Origin of the sequence: Qipengyuania rhodophyticola, assembly GCF_042493225.1 — a bacterium.
In the GTDB taxonomy this organism is placed as follows: Bacteria; Pseudomonadota; Alphaproteobacteria; order Sphingomonadales; family Sphingomonadaceae; genus Erythrobacter.
Window position 1 is genome coordinate 1991548 of sequence record NZ_CP170454.1, and the last position, 12503, is coordinate 2004050.

General features: G+C 57.2%; 15 protein-coding genes, 1 tRNA gene and 1 pseudogene. 11 read left to right on the forward strand and 6 right to left on the reverse strand.

The genetic code is table 11. The features are described 5' to 3' along the window. Positions 1 to 173 precede the first annotated feature (173 nt). On the forward strand, positions 174 to 458 hold the full coding sequence (locus ACFCXQ_RS09485; RefSeq protein ID WP_379550012.1) for a hypothetical protein: 285 nt from the start codon (positions 174 to 176) through the stop codon (positions 456 to 458). 9 nt (positions 459 to 467) lie between these two features. Here ACFCXQ_RS09485 and ACFCXQ_RS09490 read toward each other — a convergent pair whose 3' ends face one another. The 3 genes from ACFCXQ_RS09490 to ACFCXQ_RS09500 all read right to left on the reverse strand — a co-directional run bounded on the left by ACFCXQ_RS09490 (position 468) and on the right by ACFCXQ_RS09500 (position 2640). Continuing rightward, positions 468 to 905: a hypothetical protein gene (locus tag ACFCXQ_RS09490; protein WP_379550013.1), complete on the reverse strand. Its 438-nt coding sequence runs from the start codon at positions 903 to 905 to the stop codon at positions 468 to 470. Between the two features lie 65 nt (positions 906 to 970). After that, on the reverse strand, positions 971 to 2083 hold the full coding sequence (gene aroB / locus ACFCXQ_RS09495) for a 3-dehydroquinate synthase (RefSeq protein WP_379550015.1): 1113 nt from the start codon (positions 2081 to 2083) through the stop codon (positions 971 to 973). Further along, positions 2074 to 2640 (reverse strand): shikimate kinase, encoded by a 567-nt coding sequence (locus tag ACFCXQ_RS09500; RefSeq protein WP_379550017.1) that lies wholly within the window; start codon positions 2638 to 2640, stop codon positions 2074 to 2076. Before ACFCXQ_RS09500 ends, aroB begins: the two co-directional genes overlap by 10 nt. An 85-nt stretch (positions 2641 to 2725) precedes the next feature. Here ACFCXQ_RS09500 and ACFCXQ_RS09505 point away from each other — a divergent pair, with 85 nt between their 5' ends. The 5 genes from ACFCXQ_RS09505 (at position 2726) to ACFCXQ_RS09525 (ending at position 8222) form a co-directional block, all read left to right on the forward strand. Then, positions 2726 to 2860, forward strand: a complete 135-nt coding sequence (locus ACFCXQ_RS09505; RefSeq protein WP_379550019.1) for a hypothetical protein — start codon at positions 2726 to 2728, stop codon at positions 2858 to 2860. Continuing rightward, positions 2857 to 4728, forward strand: coding sequence for a hypothetical protein (locus tag ACFCXQ_RS09510; protein ID WP_379550021.1), 1872 nt, complete (start codon positions 2857 to 2859; stop codon positions 4726 to 4728). Before ACFCXQ_RS09505 ends, ACFCXQ_RS09510 begins: the two co-directional genes overlap by 4 nt. Before the next feature lie 4 nt (positions 4729 to 4732). Next, a complete protein-coding gene (locus ACFCXQ_RS09515; protein WP_379550023.1) occupies positions 4733 to 5620 on the forward strand; it encodes a tyrosine recombinase in 888 nt (295 codons plus the stop codon). A gap of 10 nt (positions 5621 to 5630) precedes the next feature. Next, positions 5631 to 6575, forward strand: a complete 945-nt coding sequence (locus ACFCXQ_RS09520) for an acetyl-CoA carboxylase carboxyltransferase subunit alpha (protein WP_379550025.1) — start codon at positions 5631 to 5633, stop codon at positions 6573 to 6575. A gap of 171 nt (positions 6576 to 6746) precedes the next feature. Further along, the gene (locus ACFCXQ_RS09525) at positions 6747 to 8222 is read left to right on the forward strand and encodes a M48 family metalloprotease (RefSeq protein ID WP_379550026.1); all 1476 of its coding nucleotides are present in this window, start codon (positions 6747 to 6749) and stop codon (positions 8220 to 8222) included. Between the two features lie 124 nt (positions 8223 to 8346). Here the strand turns inward: ACFCXQ_RS09525 and ACFCXQ_RS09530 are convergent, their stop codons facing one another. Together ACFCXQ_RS09530 and ACFCXQ_RS09535 are read right to left on the reverse strand one after the other, a co-directional pair. Continuing rightward, the gene (locus tag ACFCXQ_RS09530) at positions 8347 to 8520 is read right to left on the reverse strand and encodes a Flp family type IVb pilin (protein WP_379550028.1); all 174 of its coding nucleotides are present in this window, start codon (positions 8518 to 8520) and stop codon (positions 8347 to 8349) included. 122 nt (positions 8521 to 8642) lie between these two features. After that, positions 8643 to 8825 carry a Flp family type IVb pilin gene (locus ACFCXQ_RS09535; protein WP_379550030.1) on the reverse strand — a complete coding sequence of 61 codons (183 nt, stop codon included), beginning with the start codon at positions 8823 to 8825 and terminating at the stop codon, positions 8643 to 8645. Positions 8826 to 8893: 68 nt separating this feature from the next. Between ACFCXQ_RS09535 and ACFCXQ_RS09540 the strand changes: the two genes are divergently transcribed. From ACFCXQ_RS09540 to folE, 3 genes are all read left to right on the forward strand, one after another. Next, positions 8894 to 9331: an NUDIX domain-containing protein gene (locus ACFCXQ_RS09540; protein WP_379550032.1), complete on the forward strand. Its 438-nt coding sequence runs from the start codon at positions 8894 to 8896 to the stop codon at positions 9329 to 9331. A gap of 101 nt (positions 9332 to 9432) precedes the next feature. Next, positions 9433 to 9509, forward strand: a tRNA-Arg gene (locus ACFCXQ_RS09545). A gap of 177 nt (positions 9510 to 9686) precedes the next feature. Further along, positions 9687 to 10295 carry a GTP cyclohydrolase I FolE gene (folE, locus tag ACFCXQ_RS09550; RefSeq protein ID WP_379550033.1) on the forward strand — a complete coding sequence of 203 codons (609 nt, stop codon included), beginning with the start codon at positions 9687 to 9689 and terminating at the stop codon, positions 10293 to 10295. On the opposite strand, the gene ACFCXQ_RS09555 is transcribed toward folE, so the two are convergent. After that, complete coding sequence (locus ACFCXQ_RS09555) at positions 10279 to 11274, reverse strand: phosphatase PAP2 family protein (protein ID WP_379550035.1); 996 nt, start codon at positions 11272 to 11274, stop codon at positions 10279 to 10281. The two genes, folE and ACFCXQ_RS09555, sit on opposite strands and share 17 nt — an antisense overlap. Positions 11275 to 11320: 46 nt before the next feature. On the opposite strand from ACFCXQ_RS09555, the pseudogene ACFCXQ_RS09560 reads away from it, so the two are divergent. After that, a pseudogene (locus ACFCXQ_RS09560) lies at positions 11321 to 11483 on the forward strand (GTP cyclohydrolase I FolE); the annotation flags it as partial. A gap of 29 nt (positions 11484 to 11512) precedes the next feature. Continuing rightward, a complete protein-coding gene (locus ACFCXQ_RS09565; protein ID WP_379550037.1) occupies positions 11513 to 12436 on the forward strand; it encodes a sialate O-acetylesterase in 924 nt (307 codons plus the stop codon). Positions 12437 to 12503 lie beyond the last annotated feature (67 nt).

Below are 12503 nucleotides of genomic sequence, written 5' to 3' on the forward strand. Positions count from 1 at the left end.
GTTCTGTGCAATTATAAGACACGGTTTGGCTGCCGAATGTCGCTCGATTGTAAAATCCTGCGTGATTTATTCAATTCGTCAACAGTTAAGGTAAACTGACTGGTAATAATTACCGAACGGGCCGACAATACAACTTCATTGAGTCGCATATGAACGCGAACAGGAGATGTATCATGGCACGCAAAGGCGTTGGATTTTTCGATAGCAAGGGGCAGTTCTTTAAGAACCCCGAACAGGCTACTCGTAGCGACCTGGCTGCTTTGCTTGGTAAAATAGGCGATGGCGAGAGCCTGGCGCCCGGTATCGCACATACTCTTCTGGAGAAGCGTGCGGAGATCGAACGGCTGTTTGCCGAGCACGACGCTATGGTTCGGGAAGCTGCGCAATCTCATGAAGAATCGCTAATCGCCGCGGGTAATGTTGCGAAGCTGCCAACGCGCGAGGTTAAAGCAAGCTGAGATAAGGCTTCAAAAAGTTCCGTCAAAACGAAGGTTGGACACGATCCATCCGCGCGAAAGCCGGTCGGTTTGAAACTCCCACATGATGAGGCTGTCGCGATGTTGGCAGATATATGTTGTCGTTATACGCAGACGTGATTTGTAGCTTTGCTCCCATGGTGAACAGTCTTCGATAGCGCCATATGTTTGTGTCACACTTTCGAATTGGTTGATTAGCGACTGCAAGTCGCTCCTACGTTCAAGAAGTAGCGGATTTTCTTTTGCTACATCCGTGATCGTTTCTTCGATTGCGCCAGTTTTTAGACGTTCAATGATTGCATCAGTCTTGGTCCTGACATCTCTGAAATCGACGGGTGTAGGGACCGAAAGTTCTTCAGCGTTCGCTCCCAATGCTGGCGAGGCCAAAAGGGTTGAAAAGGCCACAAGGCCGAGCGCAAATTTTGTCATTTAATACCTTTGGATAACAGCCTTGAAAATTGAGGTGATAGTATAGTGTAATGCGAACCAATGAGTCACCTGTATTTCACAAGTTGCTCATCCAGAAATGCGGCAACGTCATCTAACGCGACGTCCTTCGCCAAATACGCATCGCCAATCGCGTTCAGCAGCAAGAACGGCAGCGTGCCTGCATCCATTTTCTTGTCATGACGCATGTGGTCCACCAGTTTCGCGCCGTCGCATTCTAAACCCAGATCAGTAATTTCTGCGCGCAGGCCTACGTCTGCGACTGCCTGTGCGATTCGTTCTGCATCGTCCGCAGTCAAATGCCCGCGCCGCGCGGAATAGCGCGCCGCGAGAACCATGCCCAAGGCAACTGCCTCGCCGTGCAAGAGCGCTTCTGAAAAGCCGGTTTCCGCTTCCAGGGCATGGCCAAATGTATGACCCAGATTGAGCAAGGCGCGCGTCCCGCTGAGCTCGCGCTCGTCCTCGGCGACAATGCGTGCTTTGGCCGCGACGCTGGTTGCAACCGCGTGTTCGAGAGGCTCCGTTTCCAACGCCATAACAGCTTTGCCATGTTCGCTCAGCCAATCGAAAAACGCGGCGTCACCCAGTACGCCGTACTTCAGCACTTCGGCATAGCCTGCGCCCACTTCGCGCGGGGGCAAGGTAGCCAGTGTCTCGAGATCAGCCAGAACAAGCGCAGGCTGATGGAAAGCGCCGATAAGGTTCTTCCCCGCGCTGGTGTTGATTGCGGTTTTACCACCGACTGAGCTGTCGACCTGCGCAAGCAATGTTGTCGGGATCTGCACGAAGCCGCAGCCGCGCTTTAGGATCGCACATGCAAACCCGGTAAGGTCGCCAACAACGCCGCCGCCCAGAGCGATTACATGATCGCCGCGTTCGACACCTTCGGCGAGCAGCCAGTCCGTGAGCCGCGCGAGGCTTTCCCAGCTTTTGGATGTTTCACCCGGCGCGACCTCATACCAACGTGGCTCTTTGCCGGCTGCTTCAAGCGAGGCAGCGACCGTCTCGCCCCAATGGGCCTTGGCATTGGCGTCGGCGACAATCGCGACGCGGGTCTTGCGCAAAAACGGCCCGGCGAGCTCAGCCATCTGACCAAGCAAACCCTTGGCGACATGCACATCATAGCTGCGGCCAGCCAGCCCGACAGGAATTACAGCCATTTCTCGAGCGCCTCCAGAACTTGCATTGCGGTCTCGTGATGCGGCAAATCGCCAGTCACAACATGTACCTGCGCTTTGGAGTAAGCGCCGCTACGCTCTTCTTTCAGCCGGGTAAGAATTTCGCGCGGGTCGCCCTGTTTCAACAAGGGGCGCGTGTTGCGGCGCGAGGTACGCTCGACCAGTGTATCAATGTCGCAATCGAGCCAGATAGCGATGCCTTGTTCAAGGATCAGGGCGCGCGTTTCATCATTTACAAATGCGCCGCCGCCGGTGGCGATTACACCCTTATTCTCTGTCATCAGTCGCGCGATCACGCGGCGTTCCCCCTCGCGAAAATAATCCTCGCCAAATTCGTCGAAAATCTCGCTGATTGAGCGCTGCGAAGCGTGGACAATTTCATCATCGGCATCAACGAAATCGAGGCCGAGCATCCCCGCAATACGCCGACCAATGGTCGACTTGCCCGTTCCCATCAATCCGATCAGGACAAGCGGGCGGTCAAGCTTGCGGGCAAGCGCGCCGAGACGGTCTTCATCAAGTTCTTCTATTCCAGACATTGAAGCAGCGCCTATAGATGGGCTAGTGGCTAGGCAAGCACCCGCGCAAACACGCGCAGGGCATAACGAGAGCGAATAGCTAGCAATGACGTTGAGAAAAGTGGCTTTGGCAATGACCCTAGTCATTCTCCTCGTGCTGACTATGGCATGGTTTGATGGTGGGGAGGAACCGCTCCACCAGATTGAGCAGACAATTACGGTTCCGGAGCGGAATGAATGAAGCGTTTGGCGTTAATGGGCGGCGTCGCAGCCTTGGCTCTCGGCTCCTCTCTGGTGATGGCCCAGGGCCAGCCGACCGATTTACTGCCTCCGGGTTTCGATGATCCGGAGCCTGAGCCTACGGCTTCGCCATTGCCGCCTTCCGGCGATCCAGCAGGGAACGCGCCCACTGCTCCTGCCGCACCGGGCGCGCCCGCAGGTGGATCGGGCGTAACCACTGTTCAGCCCCTACCGGGTTTTTCTGGCGTCCCAACAGTGTCTGCTGATCCATCACTTGATCTAAGCCAGCTGCCGTCAGTCGAAGAGCTGGAGGCAATGTCCGAGGATGACCTCGACGAACTGCTTGGCCTGAAACCCAGTTATGACATTTCACCGGCCCAGCGGCGCTCACTTGAGATGGTCGGCGTGATTGATGCAGCCGAGGGCGGCTTGCCTGAACAATCGCTCGCGCGTCAGCCTGCCGCTTTGGTGAGAGCTGCGCTTGAAGGAACACAAAGGCCGCTTGTATCGCGCTGGGGGCATATCTTGCTGCGCCGTGCTTTGGCGAGCCGGATGGCTGCGCCTGAGGGCATGACGGGCGTTGAGTTTGCCGCCTTGCGCGCTGACCTGCTTAATCGTCTTGGCGAACACGGTGTTGCGCGCGCGCTCGTTCAGGATATCGATACCGGTAATTATGACGAGGCTTTGCTGGGCGCGGCGGTTGCGTCTTATATCGGCACTGCTGATCTGGTCGGGGCGTGCCCTGCTGTGCGGTTTTCCGATAGCGAGCGTGACGATAGCGATTGGCTGCTTCTGGAGGGTATTTGCACATCATTTGGCGGAGAGGCGACGCGCGGCGCGCGCGATCTTCAGCGGCTGATATCGCGCGAGCAGGTGGAGCCGATTGACGGCCTTTTGGCACAAAGATTTGCTGGAGCAGCGGGCGCTGGCCGGCGCGCAGTCAATATAGAGTGGGAGGATGTCGAAGAGATCACCCCCATGCGATTTGCACTGGCGAATGCTGTGCGCGAGGATTTGCCTGAGGGATTGCTGGAAGACGCGCCAGCTTCATATTCGATCGCATTGGCATCGGCGCAAATGATGCCGCTAGCGCAGCGGGCGGAGGCGGCGCAGATGGCCGCGGCGCGCGGGGTCTTTTCTTCGAGCGCAATGGTCGATCTCTATAGCCAGATTTACGCCAATGGACGCGGCAATAGTAATGCTGCGATCACCGCGTCGCGTCTACGGGCGGCCTATGTTCAGGGGGCACCGGCGCAGCGCGTCGAGGCGATCCGCGATGTCTGGGAAGGCGATGATGCAACGCTCTATGGCCGCCATGTGCTTACCGCATTTGCCGCGGCGCGTTTGCCCGCGAGCGAGGAATTGGCAAGCGACGCAGCGGAGTTGATTGCATCAATGCTAACCGCTGGTTTGGACCGCGACGCCATGCGGTGGAGCAATGCAGTGCCGGATGGCAGCGAAGCGTGGGGCCTTTTGGCGCTGGCGCGGCCTAATCAGGGCACCGCGGTGACCGATGGGCAGTTGGCGGACTTTCTGGATCAGGACGAGTCCGACGGCCAGCACAAATCAAAGATGTTGTTCGCAGGCCTGTCGGCTATGGGACGCTTAAACCAGGCGGAGATTTCCGAATATTCGCAGGAGCTTGGCGTTGATCTGGCCCGTGGTTCGCGCTGGACACGTGCGATTGATGATGCAGCGCGCGCGGACAACCCGGCGCTTGTCAGCCTGCTCGCCGGACTTGGTATGCAGGGCTCTAGCTGGGACAAGATGACCGCTCTGCATCTTTACCACATCGTTCGCGCGCTGAATGAGGTCGGGCTGGATGCAGAGGCGCGGATGATCGCGGCAGAAGCAGTCGCGCGCGCTTGAACCAGTGAGCGCGATTGACGAGTTTTTGGCTATGCTCGCCGCCGAGCGAGGCGCTGCTAAGAACACTTTGCTCGCATACCGCCGCGATCTTGAGCAGGCCGAGGAAATGGCCGGCAACCTTGTGCGCGCTGACAAGTCGAAGCTCGAGAAGCTGGGTGCTTTCTGGTCTGATCTTGCGCCCTCAACGCTGGCGCGCAAGGCCTCTGCTTTGCGGCAGTTTTACGGCTTCCTGCAGGATGAAGGGCTGCGCGAAGACGACCCTAGCGGCGCTTTGCCAAAGCCAGCGCCCCGCCGTCCTTTGCCCAAGATCCTATCGCATGAACAAGTCTCGCAATTGTTTGAACAGGCCGAAGCGGAGGCGCAAAGCGAGCGGCCTGCAGCGCTCCGATTGTTGACCTTGCTTGAGCTGCTCTATGGCTCGGGCCTGCGCGCAACTGAGCTTGTTTCTTTGCCATTGTCAGCGGTGCCGCGCGATGCGCCATTTCTCACCGTGATGGGGAAGGGCGGTCAGGCGCGCATGGTGCCGGTCAGCGCGCGGGCTAAGCAAGCGCTCGCCAATTGGCTCACCGTGCGCCCGCAAGGCTCGCTGTTTCTCTTTCCATCACGTGTGAAATCTGGCGCGGGGCACATCACGCGCATCCGCCTGTATCAAATGCTGAAAGAACTGGCAGTGCGAGCTGATTTGCCGCCGCAAAAGCTCAGCCCCCACGTGCTACGCCATGCCTTTGCGACCCATTTGCTGGAGGGCGGCGCGGACCTGCGCGCTTTGCAAACCCTGCTTGGCCATGCCGACATTGCGACGACGCAGATTTACACACATGTCGACAGCGCGCGCCTTGTGGAGCTAGTAAACACGCGCCACCCGCTTGCGCAGGCGCGATTGAAGGACTAGCTGAGCGGCAATGACCACATACCTCGAATTTGAAAAACCGGTGGCCAAGCTGGATGAGCGGATCGCCGAACTGCGGGCGTCAGCTGATGGCGACACCGTGGATATTGCTGCGGAACTGGAAAAGCTTGAGGCGAAAAGCGCTGACTTGTTGGCCAAAACCTATGGTGCGCTGACGCCGTGGCAGAAGACGCAGGTTGCCCGGCATCCCGCCCGCCCGCACTTCCGCGACTTTGTGGCGCATGCTTTTGAAGACTTTATGCCGCTGGGCGGAGACCGGGCTTATGGTGATGATCAGGCGATCTTGGGCGGTTTTGCAAAGCTGAATGGCCAGCGGGTCATGCTGATTGGCCATGAGAAGGGCCATGATACGGAAAGCCGGCTTAAGCATAATTTCGGCATGGGTAAGCCGGAGGGCTATCGCAAAGCGATCCGCCTGATGGAGCTTGCGGGTCGCCACGGTCTGCCGGTGGTGACACTGGTTGATACCTCGGGCGCATTCCCCGGAATTGAGGCCGAAGAACGCGGTCAGGCAGAAGCGATTGCCCGCGCAACAGAGGCGTGTCTCGGCCTTCCCGTTCCGATGGTCGCGGCGATTGTGGGTGAGGGCGGCTCGGGCGGCGCGGTGGCTTTGGCTAGCGCGGAACGCGTGTTGATGCTGGAGCATGCGATTTATTCTGTGATTTCGCCAGAAGGCTGCGCATCAATTCTGTGGCGCACCGCGGAGAAGGCGTCGGAAGCGGCAGAAGCGCTAAAAGTGACAGCGCAAGATCTCAAGAAGCTGGGCGTAATTGACCGGATTGTGAAGGAGCCCGTTGGCGGCGCGCATCGCGATCCGCAGGCCGCCGCGACGGCGCTGGGCAAGGCAATATCCAAGGAATTGAGCGGGCTGGCCGATGTGCCGGGGGCCGAGCTACGACGCATGCGGGAAGACCGTTTTTTGCAGATAGCGAGCTAGTTTCTCGGTGCTTTCCTAGGGTCTAAGCACGTCATTAACATGCCCGTGCGCATGTTCGACGCCCGCAAATCCTGCACGCGTAAACATAGTTTACCAATTCTTACCTTCCCCTGCGCGCGCGGGCGCTTTAGTCTATACGCGAGGAATGGGATTTGCCCATGGGAGGAAATTATGTCGCATCGCCTGTCACGCTCACTCGCTCTTAGTACAGTGGGCGCACTTGCGCTCACCGGCTGTATGGGTGGCGGTTCGATCCCCAGCGCATCTTCGCCTATTACACAAAGCGAAGCGCAGCAGGGCGCGCAGTTTCACCCACAGCTCGTCGCTGAATTTGGCGGCGCGATGACGGGCCCTCAGGCGCAATATGTCGAGCAAATAGGCAAGAACGTTGCAGTTCACTCAGGGCTCGGAAATGCGCGACAGAGTTTTACAGTTACGCTGCTCAATAGCTCGGTGAACAACGCGTTCGCGGTTCCCGGCGGCTATGTCTATTCAACCCGGCAATTGGTCAGCTTGATGAATAATGAGGCGGAACTCGCGGCGGTTTTGGGCCATGAAGTTGGCCACGTCGCGGCGCGCCATTCTCAGCGCCGTCAGGCGGCGGCACAGCGCAATCAGATTGGCGGTGTCTTGGGTGCTGTGTTGTCCGGTGTTCTTCTTGGAAACAGCCAGCTTGGAAACACCCTGAGTCGAGGCTTTTTGCAGGGCTCGCAGATGCTGACACTAAGATTCTCACGCAGTCAGGAGCTTGAGGCTGATGAGCTTGGCGTGCAATACCTTACACGAGCAGGGTATGATCCGCGCGCTATGTCGACGGTTCTGGCTAGCCTCGCGGCGCAAAACTCGCTTGATGCACAGTTGCAAGGGCGCGGCAATGCGCGAGTTCCCGAATGGGCGAGCACGCACCCCGATCCGGCGAGCCGAGTAAGGACTGCTGCAGGTAAGGCGCAGGGCCTTGGCACTGGCATAACCAATCGCGACACGTTTCTCTCGCGGATTGATGGCATGGTCTATGGTGATGATCCGGCACAAGGCGTGATCGAGGGAAGTACCTTCATTCACCCAGAATTGCGCCTGGCGTTTACAGCGCCTCAGGGCTTTTACATGGTCAATGGGACGCGAGCTGTAACGATTAATGGTCAGAGTGGCAGGGCGCAGATGACGCTGGCGCCCTATAATGGCGATCTCAATGCGTATGTATCGAGCGTTTTTGCAGCTCTAGGCAGCGAGCAACAGCAGATTCGACCACAGAATATTCAGCGAACGCAGGTGAATGGGTTATCGGCGGCTTACGGAACAGCCCGCGTGAACACGGGCCAAAGCCAAGTCGACGTGGTGGTTTTTGCGTATGAATTTGCCAATGACCGCGCGTATCATTTCCAAGTGATCACGCCCGCTGGCGGAGCTGAGGCATTTAACGGTATGTTTCAATCCATGCGGCGAATCACTCAAAGCGAAGCGGCGGGCGTTGTACCGCGCGTGGTCGATGTGGTGACGGTCGGGCGCGGCGACACGGTTTCCTCATTGTCGCGGCGGATGGCATATTCCACAGGTCAGGAAGCGCGCTTTAGAGTGTTAAATGGTTTGAACAGCAGTGATCAACTGCGTGCTGGCCAGAAAGTAAAACTGGTGGTGCGCGGACGATAAGGCGCGTGCGACTTTCTTACGCTCGCTCCAGAGCTCGGGGCGCTCGCAGGTACAGCACACAAAAGAAAAGCGGCGGAGGTTTCCCCCCGCCGCTTTCTTTATCTCTATTGCTAGAGAAGTTCGATTACGAACTTGCAGTGTTCATCGAGTCAGATACTGTCGTGAACGTTGAGCTCAGCTGAGTGCCGAGGCCCTGCATTGCAGTGATAGCTGCAACAGCGATAAGAGCAGCGATCAGACCGTACTCAATTGCAGTTGCGCCGTCTTCGTCACGTACCAGTTTGTTGAAAAATGTCATTGTTAGTCTCCTGATTCAGTCTTCATTACCCGTCCTGCTCCCCCTAAGAGGAGCAAGTGTTTTCGTTATCGGAGCTAGAAGTTGATAAATTGCTAATCAGCTTCAAACTCTTTATCTGCCCCCTAGCTTCCGGATGACGCGTCCACGATTTTTTCCGAAATGGTGTTCCACATTTCGATCGAGGTTGAGCCAAATGATTGGAGTGCTCCAAGCATTGCCAAGAAGATGAGGGCGAGTATCAATCCATACTCAACAGCTGTTGCCCCCTCGCTGTCTCGTCCAAGATCTTTTAAAAATTTGAACATCGTTGTTGGCCCCAAATGTCGATTTCTGAATTGACGATCATCGAATTAGCTGAGGGCCTGTTAAAGAAGTGTTGAAGCCAAAAGTTAACGTGGAAGATATTCCGACAATTCTCGATGTCGTCGCTATCGCAATGCGCCGAAAAGAGGGGCTTTGGCTGATGCATAAGCGTCCGCTTGATAAGGCTCATGGCGGCCTATGGGAGTTCCCAGGCGGCAAGGTTGAACCGGGTGAAGTATCTGAAAATGCACTGATTCGTGAGGTTTGTGAGGAGCTCGGCGTAGTGGTGAGTGTCGATTCTCTGACCTTGGTTGCAAGCGCGCGATCGCTTGCTAACGCTGATATGCCCGCGATTGTCATCTCGCTTTACACTTGCGCTAATTGGGTGGGCGAGCCGGCGGCACTTGAGGGCGGAGAGGTCGGTTGGTTTACGCCCGAGCAGATACATAAGCTGCCAAGGCCGCCTCTTGACGTTGAATTGGCTGAAAAACTCTTCGCCTATATATAAGGAGTCGCCCGAGGCGCAGCGAAGCCAGCAAAATTGTGCGTCAATGCTGCGATAAGGGATTGCCAAGGGGCCAGCCCCTGCCTAATAGCGCCCCTCCACGCGCACCCGTAGCTCAGCTGGATAGAGTACCTGACTACGAATCAGGGGGCCGGAGGTTCGAATCCTTCCGGGTGCGCCATTTTTTCCGCTAACGCACAGGACGCTGCTTGAGCGGTCATAAAAGGCCATCTCGTTTTGTGGGGTGGCCTTTTGTGCGTCAGCGCTTGGTCGCACATCACAAGTCATTGCCAAGGCGAAGCTTTTCCGCGAGTGAACCCGTATATGCACGCGAGTGCACATAACGGAGAATTGCAATATGGGCTGTGGACACGATCACGACGACCAAGAAGATGGCAAGATTTCGGTTCCTGAGGAAATTCAGGACGCGATTCGCACTCTGTTAAAATGGTCTGGCGATGATCCTGATAGAGAAGGCCTGCGCGACACACCAAAGCGGGTCGCGCGCGCGTGGAAAGAATATTGCAGCGGCAATGAGGAGGACCCGGCCATTCATATGAGCCGCGTGTTCCATGAGGTGGGCGGCTATGATGAGGTCGTTCTGCTGAAAGATATCCCGTTCCAGAGCCACTGCGAGCACCACATGGCACCGATCACTGGCAAGGCCGCGATTGCGTATCTTCCAGACCAGAAAGTAGTTGGCATCTCAAAGCTTGCCCGCGTGCTGCATGGCTATGCGCGTCGCCTGCAAATTCAGGAGCGGTTGACCGCTGAGGTCGCGCAGTGTGTCTGGGATCATCTGGAGCCGCACGGCGTTGCGGTTGTGATTGAGGCGCAGCATGGCTGCATGACGGGGCGCGGCGTTCGCACTCCGGGTGTGGGCATGATCACCTCGCGGCTGCATGGATGCTTTCTCGATGACCCGCGTAGCCGCAAGGAAGTCATGTCCCTTATGGGTTATGGGTGATCGCTGAGCTGCGGGTTGCCGCTTCCAACTGGCCGCTTCCAACTGCCCACTGGGCAAGAGCGCAGCCTGCAACCCATAGCAAAACGCCGCCTGCCAGATCGACGGCATAGTGTCCGCCCATAGGAATGGTCGAGACTATGACCGCCGCCGTCCAGATGATCGCTGGCCATTTTAGCTTGGTTGGCCATAGCGCCTGTGTCGCGAGCAAGGCCAGAACTGTGTGGAATGATGGGAAGGTGACGACACCGTTCAGCGTATCGAGCCCGACCACGGTTTGCGTTCCGAAGTAGAACCAATCGAAAGTTGCGCCGGCATAGACAGCCGCGCCTTCCGGGATCCCGTTCCCTTGCAGATGTCCCAAGTCGAAGAAAAAGGCCGTGCCTTTCGCGGGGAAGAACACAGATATGATTGCGGCGGCCTGCAAACAGAAAAATGCCGTTAGGATTAGCTCCCAGGCACGGGCATGTTGGCCCAATGCGAGCCACCCCAAAATCAGCAGCGCCACAGCGAGCGTCGACCAATTATAGGCAAATTTCAGCGGGCCTGTAAGCCATGACGTTTCCGCAGTAAGGCGCACGACAGCGGCCATATCCAGACCCAATGCCGCGTCAGCTGCCGCAAGGCCCGCGTCGGCGATTGGCATTTGCAACCGCAGGCCAGTGTTGGCGATGAGGCCAGCGAGCATCAGGAACAGTGTCGCCGCAGCGAAGGCCAGTGCAGCATGCGTCAAACGCTGATCCGTAAACCGTTTCTGGCACCATCCGGCCAGGAATAGCATGAGCACCGCCAGCAGCACGAAGCGGCCGAATTCATCGACCCGCGGCTCTAGGCCGGTTTTGACCAATATCGTCAGCAACGTTGCTCCCGATACGGCCAGCAAGGTGCACATCAACGCGGTGACGCGCACCAGCGCCGGTTGGCGTTTGGTGTTGCTGGCTGCTGAAACAACCTGATCGGGAAAGGTAAGCTCGGCGCTCATACTTGCCCGTTAGGGAAATAGGGTTACTAATGGGTCAATGCGGGGCATGGTGATAGAGGCGCAGCATGGCTGTATGACTGGGCGGTTATAGAGGAGGGCGCGGTGTGTGCACACCCGGTGCCGGCATGATTACTTCGCGCCTTCACGGATGTTTTCTGGATAATCCTCGCAGCTGCAATGAAGTGATGTCACTAATGGGCTATGGCTGAGACCTCATTGACCGAAAGGGGAAAGCGCGATGCGAAGTCTTTTCATAGGATTGTCAGCTGTGTTGGGCATGCTTGCGACTCCAGCACTTGCTCAAGACGATCCGGAGGGAAAAACCTACAGAGTCTATTTCCTTGGCGGCCAGTCGAATATGGATGGCTACGGCTTTACCAAGGACCTGTCAGCCAAGCAGTCTGAGACGCGAGACGATATTCGCATTTTCACCGGACAAAGCATTGAAGATGGCACAGACGGCGGAGGTGAGGGTGTTTGGGAGGCTTTGTCTCCGGGTTTTGGAGCGGGCTTTGGTGTCAAAGACGGCGCCAATGAAATGTCAGATCGCTTTGGACCCGAGCTGACCTTCGGAGCGAAGATGTCCGCGCTTCATCCGGAAGACGGTATTGCCATCATCAAGTTCTCACGCGGCGGAACGGCGCTTGTACATGGTGTGTCCGGCTATGGCTCGTGGGACCCTGACTATGACCAAGCAAATCGGCGCAATCAGTATGACATGGCGCTGACGACGATCTCGCAGGCGATGGCCGCGCGGGATATCGATGGCGATGGCAAGGCGGATAGGCTTGTTCCTGCCGGTATTGTTTGGATGCAGGGCGAGGCGGATGCCTTTGATGATTGGTCAGCGGCTCGGAGTTATGACTCGAATTTGGCGCGATTGATGGGACTGTTGAGAGCGGCGCTCCACAAGGATGACCTGCCAATCGTTATTGGCCAGATCAAGGACTCCGGGGATACTGCCGAAACGCGGGTGATGCGTTACTCTCGGGAAGTGCGCGCCGCTCAAGCCCGCTTCGTGAAAACTGATCGTTGCGCTTCATTGGTGACCGCAACCGACGGATTTGGTTTCATCGACGGTTGGCACTACCGATCGCAGGACTATCTGGTGCTTGGCCAAGCATTTGCTGATGCGATGGGTGAGTTGGAACGAGGCTGCTGACCACTCACGTGCCATAAAAAAGGGCGCCTCGATCGGGCGCCCTCTTCAATCAGCAAAGCCTTCGGTT